13 protein-coding genes are annotated in these 19,171 nt (G+C 54.7%); 11 read left to right on the top strand and 2 right to left on the bottom strand.

The genetic code is table 11. The annotated features are described in order from the left end of the window. The first annotated feature begins 337 nt into the window (after positions 1 to 337). The 8 genes from ACR0NO_RS15345 (at position 338) to amaB (ending at position 13,411) form a co-directional block, all read left to right on the top strand. Positions 338 to 3,445 (top strand): AAA family ATPase, encoded by a 3,108-nt coding sequence (locus ACR0NO_RS15345; RefSeq protein ID WP_480724571.1) that lies wholly within the window; start codon positions 338 to 340, stop codon positions 3,443 to 3,445. Positions 3,446 to 3,582: 137 nt separating this feature from the next. Beyond that, a complete protein-coding gene (locus ACR0NO_RS15340; protein ID WP_480724570.1) occupies positions 3,583 to 4,500 on the top strand; it encodes a hypothetical protein in 918 nt (305 codons plus the stop codon). Between the two features lie 894 nt (positions 4,501 to 5,394). After that, the gene (locus tag ACR0NO_RS15335) at positions 5,395 to 6,444 is read left to right on the top strand and encodes a hypothetical protein (RefSeq protein WP_480724569.1); all 1,050 of its coding nucleotides are present in this window, start codon (positions 5,395 to 5,397) and stop codon (positions 6,442 to 6,444) included. A 253-nt stretch (positions 6,445 to 6,697) separates the two neighbouring features. After that, positions 6,698 to 8,620: a DUF3604 domain-containing protein gene (locus ACR0NO_RS15330; RefSeq protein WP_480724568.1), complete on the top strand. Its 1,923-nt coding sequence runs from the start codon at positions 6,698 to 6,700 to the stop codon at positions 8,618 to 8,620. A gap of 150 nt (positions 8,621 to 8,770) precedes the next feature. Beyond that, a complete protein-coding gene (locus ACR0NO_RS15325; RefSeq protein ID WP_480724567.1) occupies positions 8,771 to 9,601 on the top strand; it encodes a peptidyl-prolyl cis-trans isomerase in 831 nt (276 codons plus the stop codon). Further along, a complete protein-coding gene (locus ACR0NO_RS15320; RefSeq protein ID WP_480724566.1) occupies positions 9,598 to 10,587 on the top strand; it encodes a HupE/UreJ family protein in 990 nt (329 codons plus the stop codon). The genes ACR0NO_RS15325 and ACR0NO_RS15320 overlap by 4 nt, the downstream gene beginning before the upstream one ends. 202 nt (positions 10,588 to 10,789) lie before the next feature. Further along, positions 10,790 to 11,896 carry a saccharopine dehydrogenase family protein gene (locus ACR0NO_RS15315; RefSeq protein ID WP_480724565.1) on the top strand — a complete coding sequence of 369 codons (1,107 nt, stop codon included), beginning with the start codon at positions 10,790 to 10,792 and terminating at the stop codon, positions 11,894 to 11,896. A gap of 18 nt (positions 11,897 to 11,914) precedes the next feature. After that, the gene (gene amaB, locus ACR0NO_RS15310; protein WP_480724573.1) at positions 11,915 to 13,411 is read left to right on the top strand and encodes an L-piperidine-6-carboxylate dehydrogenase; all 1,497 of its coding nucleotides are present in this window, start codon (positions 11,915 to 11,917) and stop codon (positions 13,409 to 13,411) included. Positions 13,412 to 13,447: 36 nt separating this feature from the next. On the opposite strand, the gene ACR0NO_RS15305 is transcribed toward amaB, so the two are convergent. After that, positions 13,448 to 15,025: a DUF5928 domain-containing protein gene (locus ACR0NO_RS15305; RefSeq protein WP_480724564.1), complete on the bottom strand. Its 1,578-nt coding sequence runs from the start codon at positions 15,023 to 15,025 to the stop codon at positions 13,448 to 13,450. Positions 15,026 to 15,166: 141 nt separating this feature from the next. On the opposite strand from ACR0NO_RS15305, the gene ACR0NO_RS15300 reads away from it, so the two are divergent. Continuing rightward, positions 15,167 to 15,985 carry a sulfotransferase family protein gene (locus ACR0NO_RS15300; protein WP_480724563.1) on the top strand — a complete coding sequence of 273 codons (819 nt, stop codon included), beginning with the start codon at positions 15,167 to 15,169 and terminating at the stop codon, positions 15,983 to 15,985. Between the two features lie 371 nt (positions 15,986 to 16,356). Here ACR0NO_RS15300 and ilvD read toward each other — a convergent pair whose 3' ends face one another. Further along, positions 16,357 to 18,189: a dihydroxy-acid dehydratase gene (gene ilvD, locus ACR0NO_RS15295; protein ID WP_480724562.1), complete on the bottom strand. Its 1,833-nt coding sequence runs from the start codon at positions 18,187 to 18,189 to the stop codon at positions 16,357 to 16,359. A 106-nt stretch (positions 18,190 to 18,295) separates the two neighbouring features. On the opposite strand from ilvD, the gene ACR0NO_RS15290 reads away from it, so the two are divergent. Then, a complete protein-coding gene (locus tag ACR0NO_RS15290; protein WP_480724561.1) occupies positions 18,296 to 18,850 on the top strand; it encodes a helix-turn-helix domain-containing protein in 555 nt (184 codons plus the stop codon). A 24-nt stretch (positions 18,851 to 18,874) separates the two neighbouring features. Next, a complete protein-coding gene (locus tag ACR0NO_RS15285) occupies positions 18,875 to 19,147 on the top strand; it encodes a CBU_0592 family membrane protein (RefSeq protein WP_480676140.1) in 273 nt (90 codons plus the stop codon). Positions 19,148 to 19,171 lie beyond the last annotated feature (24 nt).

Raw genomic sequence — 19,171 nt, 5'->3', positions numbered from 1 at the left:
GGATCTATCGCTTAACGTCTTCACCTCGTCAGGCTCATAACCTGAAGGTCACAGGTTCAATTCCTACTCCCGCAAACATCACAGTCGAACAAAGTACCAAACAAGCCGCCCCAAGGCGACTTTGTTCATTCTGGGATGCCCCCAAAGTGTTTTGGGAAGTTACATTATTGCTGTAAACTGAAAGAATGTTTTGCCCATCAAGTGGCAGAAAAATTGTTAATCCTGTGAGGGTGCTACGACTGGGGTTGGCGGACTAGAGTATAGCTTTCAAAAACCCCTTCTTTTTTAGGTTATTTCCCGCCCTCACCAATTGATAGCGGGGTTTAAGAGGCACGATATGCCCGACGAACTCGATAAATGGTTGGAATTACACAGCCTTGGTCACTACGCAGAGGCTTTCAAAAAGCAAGATGTTCGCGTATCGGATCTTCCTATTCTAACGAAGAACGATCTGATTGAGATCGGACTTCCGATTGGGCCGCGTAGGCGAATGCTAGCCGCTATCTCGCAGATTACGCACCCGGAAACAATGGCAACCAAGGCTCCCGAACTTCGCCATCTTACGTTGATGTTTTCTGATCTTGTTGGTTCTACTCAACTTTCTGAGGAACTTGATATCGAGTCATATAGAGATCTTCTAAACGACTACCAATCACTTTGTTCACAAGCGATAGATGCTCATTATGGCCATTTGGCTCAGTTTCAAGGCGACGGTGTCGTCGCCTACTTTGGTTATCCCAAGGCAGAAGAGGACGACGCGGAGAGAGCTGTACTTGCTGGAATTGAAATCTGTCGAAAATTGGCTGAACCAGCGTTTCAAGGCCGAGAACCGATGCAGGCGCGAATCGGTATCGCAACCGGCAATGTCGTAGTTGAGGCTCGTGGTGGACATGGACTTGCATTAAGTGATGTCCCAAACCTAGCCGCGCGTATCCAGGCTGTAGCTGAACCAGGTACAGTTGCCGTAAGCAGCGAGACCAAAGATCTGCTTGGTCGAAATTTCGATTGCAAACCACTTGGGTTCTATGAATTCAAAGGCTTCTCCGAACCAATCGGTATTTGGCGGGTGCATGGTGTAAACGCGGCAGAATTACGCTTTGTGGCTAGGCAGCGTGGCAGTCTCGCGCCGATGGTTGGCCGCAGATCTGAGCTCCTTCAACTCAAAAAGTGTTGGAACGATGTGCGTGTGGAAGGCACCAAAGTGGTCTCGATTTGCGGCGAAGCGGGAATCGGGAAGTCAAGGATTGTTGAGGCATTCAATGAAACGGTTTCAACAAATGACAGGCTAAGACTGAACTTTCAGTGTCTGCCAAATCACTCTGGAAGCGTCTTTTTTCCCGTGACTCAGGCGATCGCCCAAGCCGCAGGAATTGCGAGAAAAGACACAGAGGCTCAAAGCCTTGTTAAGCTGCAACACCTGCTGTCCAAGTGGACCGATGATCAAAAAGCGGCGCTTCCGGTCTTTGCGCATTCCCTCTCGATCTCGCTACCAACACTGCCAGAACAACCCTCTACACCGCCGGAACAATTGAAAGAACAATTTTTGGAAGTCTTCGTGGCGGCCATACAAAGGCTAGCAGATAAAAAACCACTTGTGTTGTTGTTTGAAGATTTGCATTGGGTTGATCCTTCTTCTGAGGAGCTTATTGGCTTTTTGATTGAGCATCTCAAAAGCGCCCCGATCCTGATACTATGCACTTACCGTCCGGATTACGAACCTCCTTGGGCTGGCCATGCAAATGTCACTTCAATCACGTTGGCTCGGCTTGGGGATGGCCAATCCAGGCAAATGCTAGGAAGTTTGGCGGGGTCATTCAGCATTTCTTCGGAACTCCAAGCTCGAATCATTGCCAAGACGGGCGGTGTACCTCTTTTTTTGGAAGAAATGGTGCGCATGGTTGAGCATAGGTTGACGACAACGAACTCAGACCAATCTCAGAACGAAGCTCTCTCTTTGCCATCAACTCTCAAGGATCTTTTGACCGCGCTGATCGATAACTTAGTTGTTCCCCGAGACTTTGTTTCTGTTTGTGCTGCAATAGGTCGGACGATTATTCCAGAAATGCTTGCTGCAGTTTCCAGCCTTTCGGAACAAGTGGTCAAGGCGCGTCTTGATCAACTGATAAATGCAAAGGTACTTGTTAGACATGGAGAAGGTGAAGGCATTTATTACATCTTCCGACATGCTCTGATTCAGGATGCTGCGTACGAACTTCTATTGCCTAGCCGCGCACGTGCTTTGCATAGAACTATTGCCGACGTGATTGCACAACAGTACCCGGAAATTGCGAGCAAAACACCTGAACAATTAGCTCGACATTACTCGCTGTCTGGAACACCAGATTTGGCACGCAATACATGGAAAGAAGCGGCTGAACGCGCTGCGCAACAATCTGCGACTGCTGAAGTTATATGCAATTTGAATGAAGCGATTTCAGAAAATGCCAAGATTGACGACGTTATCAATCGAGATTCACAGGAGCTTGCTCTACGCCGACTTCTTAACGTTGCATTGAACACTCATGCATTTGGCTCCAAAGAGGTTCGCAGCAATCGTGACCGGCTAAATCAATTGCTCAACGAAACGGACGCCAGTTTGCGCGACAGGTTTCTGGCACTAGTGGTCCAATATGGCTCTTTGTTGATGCTTGGTGATACAACCAGCGCTTTAAAGCTGTGTAAGGATATGGAGCGCATAGCAGAACTAACGGACGATTTGACCCTCAAGGCAATCTGGGCTCATAGCACAGGAATGTCCCATTTCATGTTGGGTGATTTTGACAAGGCGCTAGGGTTTTTTGATGTTGCACTAGAATTAAGAAACAACATCGTCTCAGATAGTATACTAGAATACTATGCTGCTGATATTCGGTCTGTAGATACGGCGATGCGTGTTTGGGCTGTAGCAGTGCAAACAGGTGAATGTTTGACCCTAGCTGAAACGATAGCGTTAGTCGAAAAAGAACCGCACGAGTTCTCCAAATGCTATGCCTTGGGGGTGATGGCTGCGGCGCATCAATTTGCTGGAAATATCGACGCAACCCGCCATCTCAGCGAAATTGGAATGAAAATTAGTGAAGAACGCGAATTTCAATACTGGCGAGCGTGGTGCGAGATCTTGAATGGCTGGGCGAAAGCACGTTCTGGATATCCAGTCGTTGGGGCTGACCAAATAAAAGTTGGAATAGACAACTATCTTGCTACTGGATCGACTCAAATGACACTTTACGCGCGAACGCTGCTAGCCGATGCCTTTTGTGTGGCAGATGATTTCGAATCTGGATTTAGCACACTTGAAGCCATCCGCTCAGACCCGCTCGCGCAATCGATCCGGTACCAGTGTACTTTGATAGATCAAGTTGAAACTAAATTAAAAAACCGGCAACGTCGTTCCATTATAGCGGGTTCGTTGGATCATAGTCAGCAAGAGAAAGACGGGCGTTAGCATCTCGAGTATTAAGTAATAGAAGTTCCCAGAAATACTTCTCGTGCCCGATTCCATATGAGAATCATATCGTGTGTGTTACACATATAGAGTTCTCTGACAGTTGATTTTCTATGATTTAATTAGGAGTGAGAAAGATGCCGATTAGTCAAATTTCGAAATTTCTGGGTGTTTGCGTATTCGTGTTTGGCACTTTTGCCACGGCGGTCTCATCACAGGAAAGTTCGGGCGAAACGATGGTCTCGCGTAACGTATTTGCCATAATTGAAGGATTGGACAAAGAACAAAGCCTCAGCTCGTTTACCATTGAAGTGGACAGGGAACGTCAACCGCTGGATATTGCCGCCCTCGCGCAGGACGTGGTGGACGGTAAATTAGATTACCGTAGCGATGATTTTGCTCGGATCTTAGTGGACGCCAAAGACAATGAACTGATTGGGAGTGATTTGGGTGCATTGGTCGATGCATACCAGGATGGTGGCATGCATGCCGTGGCGGCAGAGCAAGTCATTGCGTTTGTGCAGGGTGGCGCCGATTGCGTTGCGAACGGAGGCGTTCTTGCTTCGGATCGACCGCGTCTGATCCGAAGCGAGATGGACCTTCACTTCAATGTTGGACCATTGCCAGATGGAAGCAATTTCGGAAGGGGTCAGTTCGATGTCAGCTCAATTAAGGTGTTGTTGTGCGTTGTTGCTAACGCACCGGAAAACAGCTACCCAATTATTGTTGACAGACGGTGGGTGTTTAACGTCGGTGATGAAGCACTTATCGCGCAAACTGATGTTGAGTTTCCTCCGAATTCGGGAAAGATTTACCCATTCAACCTCAAAGCCAGTGGTGTTGGTATTGAGCTGGTTTCTTATTACGTATCGGGCGTTCGGCAACCGAGAACAAATATTCTTTATAAGAAGTCGCCCAACTCGTGCATCGACATATTTTTTAACGTTGAACCAGTTGCCGACCAGCCTGTAATGATTTCGAAGCCTGGTGATCTTGTGTTTTGCGCAGGCGGAGCTTGTGGTGACAAGCCTCCGAAATTGGATGCGACACACTAGAGGCTGACGGAACTCGGAACGCAACATGGCATCGATCCGCGGGCCTTCAAAGTGGTGGGTTATGAACACCGAGACCACCCGAAGCGGCGTGTCTGAAATTCAATGCATCGCTGATCTTGGCGCATCGTTGGCAAGTTTTTGCTTTGTTGCGTTCTCCAATTATCAGTCCCGTCGGTAGCGAAAACTCAGTTTGGCTATCACCTAAACTCGTCAGGGCGAAGTGCTGCTACGGCGAATAAGCTGGACCGCCTCAGACCCCTCGCTGCGGGCGAAGCGGCTTTTTGCGTCAGCAATAATTACGTCTGCAAAAGGCCAATATGTCCGAGGCGTCGACTTTGGAATACCTAATGAACGACCAAACAATGCGGATGACTGCTTTGTCCGCGTAACGGAGGTCTGCGAGTTATAATCAGGATGTCTGCATGCGCTCTTAAACCTGACATTTCAGTCGCGTTCGGCAACGGTGGTTACACCACCCCGCTACTAAAATACAAACCACCAAAGTCTTGTTTCGACCAACTCGATGAACGCCAACGCATGCAGTCCAAAACACGAAATATTCGGAATGTGATCATGCTCCCGCCGCAGAGTCGCATAGAGGGTCTGAAATTGAACCTTTGTTGTTGTTCGCTCGAACGGGTGCTGTTCGGGACAATCCAGACTTCCGCTGTTGCGTTCCTTGTCGTTGCCAACTTAAGGCGCAGAGGCAGAAAGCAGACTCCCGAAAGAGGCTAGTTCTCACAAGCTAATGCTTGAAAAAGACAAAAGCTGAAAATCCACAGACAAATCTCCGGCTGGATAAAAAGTCCTTAGCTGCTACTCTGATCCTATGTTGCCGCGCTTTGCACTTGGTTTAAGGGGTTTTTCCGCAGCTTGAGAATAATTCTGATCATATTGGCGACTATCTTCGGGCTTGTTGAACCGCGAGCCGGACACGCGTGTGGGGTTTGTATCGAGCGGCCCGAGGCATCGCTTGCAGATCACATCCTGTCGGCTGACTTCATAGTGTTGGCTGGTCCTTCGACCGAAAATCCATTCAAATACGGTGTGCAGGAGGTTCTGAAAGGACAATGGGAAAACCTCGACGACGTGCCGGACATTCCCTTCCTCATTGATAGCGTGACACGGCGCGCCTTTCGCTTGGATCCTACAAGATCTGTTTTGTTGACCTACGGGCCGGATTATCAAGAAAGCACTGATCGAAGCTTCTCGAAGGCGTGGCGGCGTATTTTTCTGGTCGACCCAAACAGAGCTGAATTTTTTGAGGACTTACGCTCGACCGGTGCATTGTGGACCTACGGCGAAACGGACACTCAGGACCGTGTTCAGTTTTTTGCCGAATATCTGTGGCACCCGGACACTGCGCTTCATAACGCGGCCCTGATAGAAATCGGGCGGGCACCCTACAAGCTTGTGCGCCCAATCGGTGACACGTCTACGACAAGGCAGATTCTGAGGGACTTCAACGATTTGAACCGCTTCCCCTACAGATCCGTCGCAATTCGCCTGTTGGGTCTGCAAACAGATTCACAGGCGCGCTCGATTGTGAAGGCGCGTTTCGCTGATGTGCTGGCTTCGGGCGACTTACATTCTTATGAGTGGGCCCTTGCCGGTATAGAAGCGGAAGAGGAAGCCGCTATCAACGCAATCGGATTGGCGCTGCAAGACGGGCAAAAGACGTCGGTCGACAGACAGTCGCTTATTCGCGCTTTGGCTGAGGCCGGTGAATCGCAGGCAAGATTCAAGCCTCAGATCATCCAGATATTCTCGGAAGCCTTGGAGATGGACGCGGAATTAGCCCTGCAGATTGCAATTGCTACGCGGCAATGGGGGAGTACTCAGTTAAACCAGCAGTTTGAGGCTTTGCTTGCCCGGGCTGATACAGATCCGGCCACTCAGTTTGCCCTCAACCTGGCTTTGGGGACCGGTGTGGCATCTGACTAAGCTGCGTTCGAACGGTGTTTGTGTTGCTTGGGTTTCGAACAACAAGGAAAGCTTGAACAGTTTGGCGAAGGGCCGGAGCAAAGCGCGACAATACAGATCGAACTGGCGGCGATGGACGTTCAAATTAAGACTGAAGCACGCTTTCTAAAAAAATTTCAAAGAAAGCAGAGACCTATGATATAGGTAAATTCTAATATGTTGTTCGTATGGGCGCCCGTGGGTGCCAAACTTCATTTTTTGTAGGGAGGTGAATATGTTTCGGCTATCCGTCTGTTTGGTTTCGCTTGTGTTGGCACCATCAAGCGTACTGTCTGACGCGGTTCCAAGCGAAGAGGCCGCAGAAGGCTTGTTCCAGGACCAACCGTATTCACCTTACGCCAACCGAAGTTTCCCTGAACGTCCACTTTGGGGGGATACGCATCTTCACACGGGGCTATCGCTGGATGCCGGTGCGTTTGGCAACACATTGCTGCCCGATGAGGCCTGGCGCTTTGCCAAGGGAGAGCAAGTCATCTCGTCCACAGGTCAACCGGTCCGGCTGTCAAGACCGTTGGATTGGATGGTCCTCACGGACCATACTGACCTGATGGGCTTTGCCCCGGACCTTCAGGCCGGTAAGCCGGGCGTTCTGTCTGATCCCAAAGGCTTGGAATGGTACGAAGGCTACAAGGCCGGAGGAGAAGAGGCTGGAAAAACGGCCTTTGATATCATCACCAATTTTTCGCAGATGACTTTGCCCGAGGTACTTTTGGAATCCTACAGCCCGGGCGCGGACGCGTTTGCGTTTACGTGGGAACATATTGTTCTCGCCGCCGAGCGGCACAATGACCCCGGCGAGTTCACGGCCTTCATCGGGTTCGAGTGGACCTCGGTCCCGAAGGGGTTCAACCTCCACCGGAACGTCATGCTGCGGGATGGCCCAATCCGGGCGCTTCAGATGGTTCCCCCGGTCACGCAACCGCCCTATGGTGATACGGATCCCAAGTCGCTCTATGCGTGGTTGGAGGAGTATCAGGAAAAAACCGGTGGCCGGGCTGTGGCCTTTGCCCATAACGGCAACCTGTCGAATGGTTGGATGTTCCCGACAGAAGATACCTATCACGGCGGCAAGGTCGACGAGGACTACGTCGCAGCCCGTGCGAAATGGGAGCCACACTATGAGGTCACGCAAATCAAGGGTGACGGCGAAGCGCACCCCTTCCTCAGCCCCGATGACGAGTTTGCAGACTACGAAAACTGGGACGTAGGCAATCTTGATATCACCGAGTTGAAAACCGATGACATGCTGGCCGGAGAATATGCCCGCGAAGCGCTTAAACGCGGTTTGATGCTGGAAGAGAAGTTCGGCGTAAACCCCTACAAGTTCGGAATGGGAGGGGCGACAGACAGTCATACCTCTTTGGCCACCGCGGAGGAGGACAACTTCTTCGGCAAGTCCGTAAGTGTCGAACCTTCGGCCTCAAGGATCAAACATCCGTTCATTGCCAATGACCTTGGCGAAATCCCCGGCGATCTGCTTGTGGCGTCCGGATATACGGCCGTCTGGGCGACCGAAAACACCCGCGCTGCGATTTTTGACGCGTTCAAGCGCCGCGAGACATATGCCACAACCGGCCCCCGGATTGGTCTGAGGTTCTTTGGCGGATGGGATTTCAGTGACGCAGATGTGGAAACCCGCTTCCTTGCTGATGTTGGTTATACCAAGGGTGTCCCAATGGGGTCTGACCTGCGTCCACGCGAAGGGGATGGGGCTCCGTCCTTCCTGATCGCAGCGCTGCGTGACCCGGTTGGTGCCAATCTGGATCGCGTGCAGGTGGTCAAAGGGTGGCTGGATGCCGAAGGCGCCATGCAGGAAAAAGTCTATGATGTAGCGTGGTCGGACGACCGCGTTGCGGACGGCAATGGTAAGATCCCTGCGGTTGGAAATACGGTTGACGTTGATACCGCCAGCTGGACCAACACAATCGGCACGGCTGAACTGGTCACCGTTTGGTCCGATCCAGATTTCGACCCGAATGAGCGTGCCTTCTACTATGTCCGGGCCATCGAAATCCCTACCCCGCGCTGGATCCTGTATGACAAACTTCGGTTTGGGGCCGAATTGCCTGAGGACGCGGTCCTGACACATCAGGAGCGCGCCTATTCCTCACCGATTTGGTATACGCCTTCCGAGTGAGCTGTCTTGAAAACTCAGCCGACCGCCGGAGTCTGGAATATCACTCCGGCGGTTTCCTTGCGCCTCACAGCAGGCAGGGCGTAGATTTATGTGCAAACCGTTTCCAACATTGACGGTCAGAACCTGATTGCATTTCCAGCAGGAGCCTTCATGCGTTTGCTAAAAGAACCGCTGTTCCATTTTTTCCTGATCGGGGCGGCCATATTCATCTGGTTCCACATCATATCTCCGGAATCCGAAGCAGCCGTAGACAGTGAGAGGATAGAAATCACCGAGCAGGACGTCACGCTGCTGTCTGAACAGTTTGAAGCCCGCTGGAAACGCCCACCGAACAGGGCCGAGCTGCAAGCGTTGGTCGACGCCTCAATCCGGGAAGAGGTTCTGGTGCGTGAGGCGAAGAAGCTTGGTCTTGATCGTGGTGACACAGTCATCCGATCCCGACTCAGTCAAAAGATGGGCTTTCTGACCGAAGCCATTGCCGCATCGGTTGTTCCGGAAGACGAAGTGTTAGAGGCGTTTCGCCAGCAAAATCTGGATCAATACGCGACCCCTCAAAAGATTGCTTTCACTCAAGTCTTTCTGGGCGAAAACCCCGCTGACGGCGAAGTCGAACAGGCCCTGAAGGCATTGCGTGCGCAGCAAGAACCCGCTGATCTCAGCAGATCGACCCTTTTGCCCGCGTCGATGCCGTTGTCAGCCACACGGGTTGTCGACTCGGTTTACGGAAATGGGTTCTCGGATGGTTTGACACCCCTCGCAAAAGGGGAATGGGCCGGTCCGGTTCTGTCGGGCTACGGTGTTCATCTGGTCAAGGTCCTTGAGATTGAACCCAGCCAGAACCCGCCATTGGAAGAGATTCACGAGGTCGTTTTGCGCGACTGGCTGCGTGCGACAGGCGAGGATTTGGCGCAGGCGCAATATGAAACACTGGTCCAAGGCTATGAAATCATCGTTCCGAATGTTGCGGAGCTGTCTGAATGAAGGCTGCACTCTGTTTTTTGGTCTTGCTGCTGTTTTCATTCACGGCAGACAGGGCAACCGCGCATGCGCTTGATCCCGGATATCTGGAAATACGCCAAATCGCATCAGAGAGTTGGAGCGTTCATTGGCGCAAACCGGATGTGAATGGCCGACCAATGGCGATTGACGCCGTTTTGCCCGACGTCTGCGCCCCGGCCCGTGGACCAGACCCGGTGGCCGGGAACAGGGCATGGGTCTCGTCGTGGATTGCAGAATGCAGCGCGGACATTGCCGGTCAGCCCATCGCGATTGAGGGCTTGGAGAGGCAAAACAACGATGTTCTGGTGCGCCTGAATCCGTTGCAGTCAGAACCGCTGACCCTTCGTTTCACGCCGGATGCTGCCGTCCAGACCATACCGGTGGCACAGTCAACATGGTCCGTACTGGCCGCGTATTCCGTCTTGGGGTTCGAGCATATCCTGGAAGGCTGGGACCATCTTCTGTTCGTCCTTGCCTTGTTCATTCTGGTCCGTGATCGCTGGCGGCTGATCGGGGCCGTCACCGCATTTACTCTGGCGCATTCGATCACTTTGGCGCTTGCTACCTTTGGCGTTCTGAACGTTCCTGGACCACCGGTCGAAGCTGTCATTGCGCTCTCGATCGTTTTTCTGGCGATGGAGATTGCAAAGGATAGCGAAGGCAGATTCCGACTGTCAAAGGAGAAACCATGGATCGTCTGCTTCGGCTTCGGGCTTTTGCACGGGCTGGGCTTTGCCGGGGCTCTGGCAGATATTGGTCTGCCTGCCAACGACATTCCTGCGGCCCTACTAGCGTTCAACCTTGGCGTTGAAGCCGGGCAGCTGTGTTTCATTGGGGCTTTGGCTCTCGTGGTTGCAGTATGGCGGCAGGTTGCGTTGCCACTGGGCCAAAAGGCCGCGATCGTTGCTGCCTATGGCATTGGTTCCGTGTCGATGTATTGGTTGATTGAGCGCACGGCCGGATTTTGACGCGAGGCCCTGCCTTCGGATAATGAACGCGTCTCTGCTTTTGAGGACAGCTTCGCGACCTATGTCCAAAACCTGTTTCGTCAAAAAGGGAAAAGGGCCCGAAAAAATGACGAAATCATCCGTTAAATCGTCAATTTAGCTCCTGCGCAATGACGATATTCTCCGCCACTCTGGACTGAAAACCAGAAGGAGGAGGCGCGTTATGGGCTGGAATACTTGCATCGTTGGGGCTGGCAAGATAGGTCAGATGATCGCCACGCTGTTGAAGGGGTCGCCAAACTACAGCGTCACGGTTGCGGATCATGATCTCAAGGCCTTGGGCGATATTGCTAAAATGGGCGTAGCGACCAAGCAGATTGATGCCTCGGATATTGAAGGTCTGGCGCAAGGGCTGAGGACATTTGACGCAGTGATCTCGGCGGCTCCGTTCTTTTTGACACCGAACATCGCGCAAGCCGCCCAGCAGGCCGGAGCACATTATTTCGACCTGACCGAGGATGTCGCGGCCACCAATGCGGTGCGCGCTTTGGCGGAGAACAGCAAGACTGCATTCATGCCCCAATGCGGGTTGGCGCCCGGTTTCGTAGGGATTGCGGGGGCATCTCTGGCGGCTGAGTTTGATGAAATCGACAGCCTGCATATGCGGGTTGGGGCCTTGCCTCTGTTTCCGACCAACGCGTTGAAATACAACCTGACCTGGTCGACCGATGGGCTGATCAACGAATACTGCAACCCTTGCGATGCCATCGTGAACGGCGAACGGGTGAAGACCGCCCCGCTGGAGGACTATGAGGTTCTGGGCCATGACGGGGTGGAGTATGAGTGCTTCAACACCTCAGGCGGCCTTGGAACCCTTCCCGAAACTCTGGAAGGCAAGGCGCGGGCGGTGTCCTACCGGTCGATCCGGTATCCGGGTCATTGCGATATCCTGAAACTGCTTTTGAACGATCTGGGGCTGGGTCAACGCCGCGATCTTCTGAAAGAGATTTTTGAGGCCGCCCTGCCGCGCACTGATCAGGATGTGGTGCTTGTCTACTGTACTGCCAAGGGCAAGATCGACGGTGCCCTGCGCGAAAAATCCCTGATCAACAAAAGCTTCGCGCGTGAGATCAACGGACAGGTCTGGAGCGCCATTCAGGTCACCACCGCAGCGGGCGTTCTGGGCGTGGTTGATCTGATGCGTACGGGCGTTCTGCCATTGACGGGCTTTGTCCGGCAGGAGCAGGTGAAGCTGTCCGATTTCCTCAATACCGAATTTGGCCGGCTCTATCGGGCGGGCGACGTAACCCCACAGAACAAGGCGGCGTGAAAGATGAAAGACGTTGTGATGACTGCAGAAACCACTCTGGCAAACCTCGACCTGACCGCAGCAGAGCTGACAGGCGGAACGCTGGCGGTACGGTCTCCGATCGATGGGCGCACCCTGGCGGACGTGCATGAAACACCGGCCTCTGAGATGGGGGCTATCCTGGCCAATGCCAAAACCGCCTTCAAAGTGTGGCGCACCGTGCCCGCCCCGCGGCGGGGGGAACTGATCCGCCTGCTGGGCGAGGAATTGCGCGCCGCCAAGGATGATCTGGGAGCCTTGGTCAGTTGGGAGGCGGGCAAGATCACCTCGGAAGGTCTGGGCGAGGTGCAAGAGATGATCGATATCTGCGACTTTGCCGTTGGCCTGTCGCGGCAGCTTTATGGTCTGACGATCGCCTCGGAACGTCCCGGCCACCGGATGATGGAGACGTGGCACCCGGCAGGTCCGGTCGGCGTGATCTCGGCCTTCAATTTCCCGGTCGCAGTCTGGTCGTGGAACGCGGCGCTGGCGCTTGTCTGCGGGGATCCGGTGATCTGGAAACCGTCTGAAAAGACACCTCTGACCGCGATGGCCTGCCAGAAGATCTTTGAACGTGCGCTAGCTCGGTTCGGGGACGCGCCCGACAACCTGTTGCAAACGCTGATTGGCGGCGCTGCTCTGGGTGAAGCCCTGGTGGCCAGCGAAGACGTGCCAGTCATCTCGGCCACCGGCTCGACGCGTATGGGCCGTGCGGTTGCACCGATTGTGGCGGCGCGGTTCGGCAAGTGCATTCTGGAGCTTGGCGGCAACAACGCGATGATTGTCGGCCCGTCGGCCGATCTGGAAATGGCGGTGCGGGCGATTGTCTTCTCGGCGGTCGGAACGGCGGGTCAGCGCTGCACGACACTACGCCGCCTGATCGTCCATAACTCGATCAAGGATGAGCTAATTGCGCGTCTGAAGAAAGCCTATGCCGGATTGCCAATTGGCGATCCGATGGCCGAGGGCACTTTGATCGGCCCACTGGTCGACGAGGCGTCGGGCGCGGCGATGACAGCGGCGCTGAAGGCGGCTGAAGCCGAAGGCGGCGTGGTTTTTGGCGGGAAGCGCGTCACCGAGGGTGTGCCGGGTGGCGTCTATATGGAGCCTGCCATTGTTGAAATGCCGGGTCAGACAGCGACTGTAAAAACTGAAACCTTCGCGCCGATCCTCTATGTCATGGGCTATGACGATTTCGACGATGCCATCGAGATTCAGAACGGTGTGCCGCAGGGCCTGTCCTCGTGCGTCTTCACCTTGAACATGCGTGAGGCCGAACAGTTCCTGACAGCCGCCGGATCGGATTGCGGTATCGCCAACGTTAATATCGGCCCGTCCGGCGCCGAGATCGGTGGCGCCTTCGGTGGTGAAAAAGAAACCGGTGGCGGGCGTGAAAGCGGCTCGGACGCTTGGAAAGCCTATATGCGCCGTCAGACCAACACGGTGAACTATTCGGCGGAGCTGCCGCTGGCGCAGGGAGTGAAGTTCGACATATGAAAGCTCGTCCGGCGGCGCGATCACGCCGCCGGGCCATCAATCTGAAAACAGATAGTCCAGCTGCATGATGGATTGGGCTGTCTCGTTTTTCACACCAAGGAACTTGGAGATTGCGGCCTCATTCTCGGCTCGATCCGATGTCTCGCGCAGGCGCAGATAGCCATCAATCCCGGCCTTGCGGATTTCCTCGGACTCGTGGGCCAGATCATTGCGCAGGGTGGGCAACAGGCGCGCGACGGACTCGGATGGGCTATTTTCACCTGTAAGGCCGACACGGCGCGCATGGCCGATCAGGTAGTCATCGGAATATTGACACTCAATCTCCAACACATGGGTCTTGGCGGCGTCGCCGCAGAAATCCTGTATAGCGTCCAGATTGGCCGGATCTAGGCACAACGCCAGTTGGTTCGATCCGAAATGATCAAACAGCATCCGAATAACAGCGCGCCTGTGGCGTGAACGTTTAGTCAGAGTCGTCTCGATCCCGCCCAGATCCGGCAGCGGAGTGTCCTGCTCGTTGAACAGATATTCGAGGCAAGGGATGTCGGTGACCGAAGCGATCTGATCCACCAGCCGCTTTGCCACGTGCCACTTTTTGCAGACGATCAGAAACAGCTCTCGTTCCGGGCCCAGCGTATTCCCGGCCTCCCAGAACCGTTGGCCGAACCGGCGGCCCACACGCCCACGCCCGGCAAGGAAGGCATATAGGTTGCGCCCCTCATCCGAGATCGGGAAATCGACACCGGTGCTGGCGTAAAGGGTTCCGAGACGCTCTTTCAACTCATGCGCTTCCGGGCTGATCTTGCGGGCAAACAGGTAATTCTGCCCCAACAACATGTCGAAGTGATCATTGTAGAAGGTCACCGGCATGCCGTAATCCGAGAACATCAGGAAGGTCAGTGTCCGGTTTTCAATCTCGTTCTTCGGGATCAGGTGACGGACCAGTGTCTGAAAAAAGGTCTCGTCCGGGATCCAGGTGGAGGAGAAAAACCGGACCACATCGCGCCGCTGTTTCAGGAAATCCAAAATCATCTCGACCGTGCGGCGGCGCAGGCACCACCACTGGCTGCCGATCATCACCTGGATATCATCCGGGATGTCGCGCGTGACGTTGAACCGTTTCTGCAGCTCGTAAGAGGTGTAAAACCGTTTGGGTTGAGTGCGTTCGTTGAAGTAATGGCGGTAGATCAGCCGGTCTTCTTTCATGCCGGTCTTGATCCAGTTGCTGGCAAAAAAGTCGTGGCTTTCGATGAAATCCGTGTCGTGCTCGTCCAGAAAGTTATGGGCGTATTCTGCTGTTTTGATGGCCATGCAATCGCCCGACAGCATGTAGAAATGCGTTGCACGGGGAAAGGCGCTTTCGGCTGCTTGCAGGGCGTGTAGGGTGGCCTGCACCAAAGACCACTCACCCCAGCCGCATTTGATGCGTTTGGCGGCGAAGGTGACGTTCGGGTTGTCCTTCAGGGAGGTATGGATGCGGTCATAGTCCGATGCCTTGGCCCGCGCATCGAAATGGATTGCCATATAATCGCCAACGGCGGTCAATTGCTCAGCCTGCGCGATGATCGCGTCGGGGTCCTTGTGACAAAGCAATATGTAGGCAATCTTCGCCATGTGGGTCCGCTATTTCCGTTTCTGCCCGTTTGCACTCGTGATACTGAGGATGAGCGATTGAATAAACCGAATAGTTTTGGTTCTTTGCTTGTAAAACGACTTGCGCGTAACAAGTTCCGAGATTTTGAGGAGGCATAGCAGATGGGGTTCCCCGGCACCTGGATGACCGAGAGCGAAAGCATGGTGTACCGTGTCGTGCCAAAATGTGCCTGCTCGACCATTGGCCAGATCATGTATTATTCCGATCATGGCCGGTTTTTCGATGGCGACATTCATGATGCCAGGGACGGGATGCACAAATGGGCTTTTGACCATAGCCAGGGCATGATCTCGGCCAATGTGCGCAATCATGGGTCTTATGCGTTCACCTGTGTGCGCAATCCCTATACGCGGATCCTCAGTTCGTTCTTCGACAAGATCTGTGGCATTCAGCGCAACGGCAAGCGGTACCGAGGCAAGCTGGTGCCAACGCTGGTTTATAACTATGGGATCGAGGTTGGCGGCGACGATGGAAAGGGTGAGTTCGACCAGATCGCCAGTTTCCGCCGCTTCCTTCTGTTTGCGCGGGATACGATCCGGTGGCGCAGGCCGATGGACCCGGATATCCACTGGTCGGCCATGTCGGGGCATGTGTCGACCTTTGTGGTTAATGGCGGGCGCTATGACAACATTTTCTGGACCGAGAAATTCAATGACGGGATGCAGGACGTTCTGAACCATATCGAGACCGCGCATCCCGTGACCTTGTCCGAGATCCCGAGGTTCAACGAATCCGAAGGCCACGGACCCAAGCGCGCTCACCCGGTCGAGGACTATTTCGACGATCTTTCGATGCATCTGGTCTATGAGATCTACAAACAGGATTTCGAGCTGTTCAAATACGATTTCGAAAACCCCGCAAACAAGATGCCGGTGGGTGAGATCGACTTGGATGAAATCCACGCGAAACTCGGATCGTAGCCCTGGCTGATTTGGGGCAGGGGAACGCTCCCGCCCATCGTCAATGTCTCTGACGAGCCATCTCCTCTGGTTGGGCCCGGACGGGGTATCGGCGGAGCCAATGGCGCGTTTCGGACGCGGGAGCGTTTGGGATTGTTGTATTGATCGCAAGGTATCGAATCCCAGCGTACCGGGAGTTGGGGTTCACTGGACGCTCAGTTCGTGAGCGAGGTGCTGACGGCTAATTTCCGTATTCTGAATGACTTCTAAGTCGTGTCGGTCGCATGACTGTATCTCTGAGAGGAATGTCCGACTGAGGGATTGCTCCATGCGCCTCAAAAAGGCCCCACTCGCCTGGCGGATGGGGCCTTTGGGTTTCGCTCCCGAAGACGTTACAGCTCGCGTACCGCTCCCTTTGCTGCGCTGGTGGTCAGCTTTGCATAAGCCTTCAGCGCAGTGGACACTTTGCGTTTGCGCGGTGCGGCCGGGGCCCAGCCTTTTTCGTCCTGAACCTTGCGCCGTTCGGCCAGATCCTCATCCGAGACCGCCAGATGGATCGAGCGGGCAGGGATGTCGATTTCGATCTTGTCGCCGGTTTGCACCAGGCCGATGACGCCACCTTCAGCCGCCTCAGGCGAGACGTGACCAATCGAAAGGCCCGATGTGCCGCCCGAGAAACGGCCGTCAGTCAAAAGGGCGCAGGCTTTGCCGAGACCTTTGGATTTCAGGTATGAGGTCGGGTACAGCATCTCCTGCATGCCCGGCCCTCCGCGCGGCCCTTCGTAGCGGATAACCACCACATCGCCCTCTTTCACCTTGCCGGTCAGGATGTCGCTAACCGCCTGATCCTGGCTTTCGCAGACATAGGCCGTACCGGTGAATTTCAGGATGTTCTCATCCACACCCGCGGTTTTTACGATACACCCGTCACGGGCGATATTGCCGAACAGAACTGCCAGACCACCGTCCTGACTGAACGCGTGCTCCTTGGAGCGGATGACGCCGCCTTCGCGGTCGGTGTCCAGCTCTTTATAGCGGTTCGACTGGCTGAAGGCCTGCGTGGTGCGCACGCCGCCGGGGGCCGCCTTGAACAGCTCCTGTGCCTTCGGGTTGTTGGCAACCTTGATGTCCCAGTTGGCAATCGCCTCGCCCATGGTAGCTGAATGCACGGTGCTGCAGCCTTCGTGCAGCAGCCCGGCGCGGCTCAGCTCTCCGAGGATCGAGAAGATGCCGCCTGCGCGGTGGACGTCCTCCATATGCACGTTCTCGGTGTTGGGCGCGACCTTGCACAGGCAGGGCACATTGCGGCTAAGGCGGTCCATGTCGGACATATCGAAATCGACGCCGCCCTCATAAGCGATGGCCAGCAGGTGCAGAACAGTGTTGGTCGATCCGCCCATCGCAATATCCAGCGACATCGCGTTCTCGAACGCATCAAAGGTGGCGATTTCGCGGGGTAGGAAGCCCTTCTCGTCCAGATCGTAGTGCCGTTTGGTGATCTCGACGATGCGGCGACCGGCTTCAATGAACAGCTCTTTGCGGTCCGAATGGGTCGCCAGGGTCGAGCCGTTGCCGGGCAGCGCCAGACCCAGCGCCTCGGCCAGACAGTTCATCGAGTTCGCCGTGAACATGCCCGAGCAGGAGCCGCAGGTGGGGCAGGCGTTTTCCTCGATATGTTTGACCTGTTCGTCGGTGTACTTGTCGTCCGCTGCGGCAACCATCGCGTCGACCAGGTCGATCTTTTTAACGTCCAGATCGGCGATGTCGATCTTGCCAGCCTCCATCGGGCCGCCCGAGACAAAGATCGCCGGAATGTTCAGGCGCATCGCGGCCATAAGCATGCCGGGGGTGATCTTGTCGCAGTTCGAAATACAGACCATCGCGTCCGCACAGTGCGCGTTGACCATATATTCCACCGAATCCGCGATCACCTCGCGCGAGGGCAACGAATAGAGCATGCCGTCGTGACCCATGGCGATGCCGTCATCCACGGCGATGGTGTTGAACTCTTTGGCGACACCACCAGCGGCCTCAACCTCGCGCGCAACCATCTGGCCCAGGTCTTTCAGGTGGACGTGACCGGGCACGAATTGGGTGAACGAGTTGACGATGGCGATGATCGGTTTGCCGAAATCGTCATCCTGCATACCGGTGGCACGCCACAAGCCGCGGGCACCGGCCATGTTGCGGCCATGGGTAGAAGTTCTGGATCGGTACATTGGCATGATGCTGTTTCCCTTTTGCCCCGGTTGCGATATGCGGGGTGCGTACGTTATAGCGCACGTACCACATGTGCGTTATAACGCACAAGACAAATCGTTGGGCGCGGATATGGAATCGGACGAAATTACGCTGAAACTAAAGGAAGTGCGGGCGGCATCGGGCCTCAGCCTGTCCAAAGTGGCCGAGTTGACGGGTGTCAGCAAAGCCATGTTGGGCCAGATTGAGCGTGGCGAATCAAGCCCCACCATCGCGACCCTGTGGAAAATTGCCAAGGGGTTTCAGGTTCCGCTGAGCGCCTTGATCGGGACTTCGGACGCGCGCGCGCAGGGCGTGTTCCGGACCGTGACCTTTCCGGGCAGCATTCAGGTCAAGATCGTCTTTCCCTTCGATCCCGCCCTTGGGGCCGAGACCTTCCATGTCGAACTGGCCGCCAATCAAAGCCACGAATCCCCGGCCCACGCCGCCGGGGTGACCGAGGAGGTCTTCGTGCTGAACGGCGCACTAGAGGTTTTGCAGGATGGCAAATGGGTCGCTCTCAAGGCCGGTGAGGGGCTGCGCTTTGCCGCTGATCTACCGCATGGCTATCGCGCTGGGCCAGATGGAGCGGCCTTTCTGAACATGCATCATTATTTTCAAACGGCCGAGCTGGCCTCGGTCGGGTAATCCGGCCTTTCAGGATTATTTGCAATGACGGACGTGCTGAACAGCCTGACTATCGTGGATGCCGTGGGATCAGCCGGAGCGCTAGTCGTGGTCGCGGCCTATTTTGCGACGCAGATGCGGATGATGAATTCCGACGATCTGGCCTTTCCGGTGATCAATCTGCTGGGGTCGGTGCTGATTGCATACTCTCTGCTGCATAACTTCAATCTGGCCTCGATGCTGATCGAGGGGTTTTGGATTGTCATCAGCGTGATCGGGATAATTCAGTATTTCCGGCTGAAACGGGGCGCGGAATAGCGCTAACCTGGCTTGAATACGGCC

The organism is Ruegeria sp. CL3, assembly GCF_056536505.1.
The sequence above is the reverse complement of the archived record's forward strand: the minus strand, read 5'-3'. Positions and strand labels throughout refer to the sequence as shown.

Excerpts from the sequence above, each read along its gene's own strand:
- ACR0NO_RS15345 (WP_480724571.1), top strand. The coding sequence starts at position 338 with ATGCCCGACGAACTCGATAAATGGTTGGAATTACACAGCCTTGGTCAC.
- ACR0NO_RS15340 (WP_480724570.1), top strand. The coding sequence starts at position 3,583 with ATGCCGATTAGTCAAATTTCGAAATTTCTGGGTGTTTGCGTATTCGTG.
- ACR0NO_RS15330 (WP_480724568.1), top strand. The coding sequence starts at position 6,698 with ATGTTTCGGCTATCCGTCTGTTTGGTTTCGCTTGTGTTGGCACCATCA.
- ACR0NO_RS15325 (WP_480724567.1), top strand. The coding sequence starts at position 8,771 with ATGCGTTTGCTAAAAGAACCGCTGTTCCATTTTTTCCTGATCGGGGCG.
- ACR0NO_RS15320 (WP_480724566.1), top strand. The coding sequence starts at position 9,598 with ATGAAGGCTGCACTCTGTTTTTTGGTCTTGCTGCTGTTTTCATTCACG.
- ACR0NO_RS15315 (WP_480724565.1), top strand. The coding sequence starts at position 10,790 with ATGGGCTGGAATACTTGCATCGTTGGGGCTGGCAAGATAGGTCAGATG.
- amaB (WP_480724573.1), top strand. The coding sequence starts at position 11,915 with ATGACTGCAGAAACCACTCTGGCAAACCTCGACCTGACCGCAGCAGAG.
- ACR0NO_RS15305 (WP_480724564.1), bottom strand. The coding sequence starts at position 15,025 with ATGGCGAAGATTGCCTACATATTGCTTTGTCACAAGGACCCCGACGCG.
- ACR0NO_RS15300 (WP_480724563.1), top strand. The coding sequence starts at position 15,167 with ATGGGGTTCCCCGGCACCTGGATGACCGAGAGCGAAAGCATGGTGTAC.
- ilvD (WP_480724562.1), bottom strand. The coding sequence starts at position 18,189 with ATGCCAATGTACCGATCCAGAACTTCTACCCATGGCCGCAACATGGCC.
- ACR0NO_RS15290 (WP_480724561.1), top strand. The coding sequence starts at position 18,296 with ATGGAATCGGACGAAATTACGCTGAAACTAAAGGAAGTGCGGGCGGCA.
- ACR0NO_RS15285 (WP_480676140.1), top strand. The coding sequence starts at position 18,875 with ATGACGGACGTGCTGAACAGCCTGACTATCGTGGATGCCGTGGGATCA.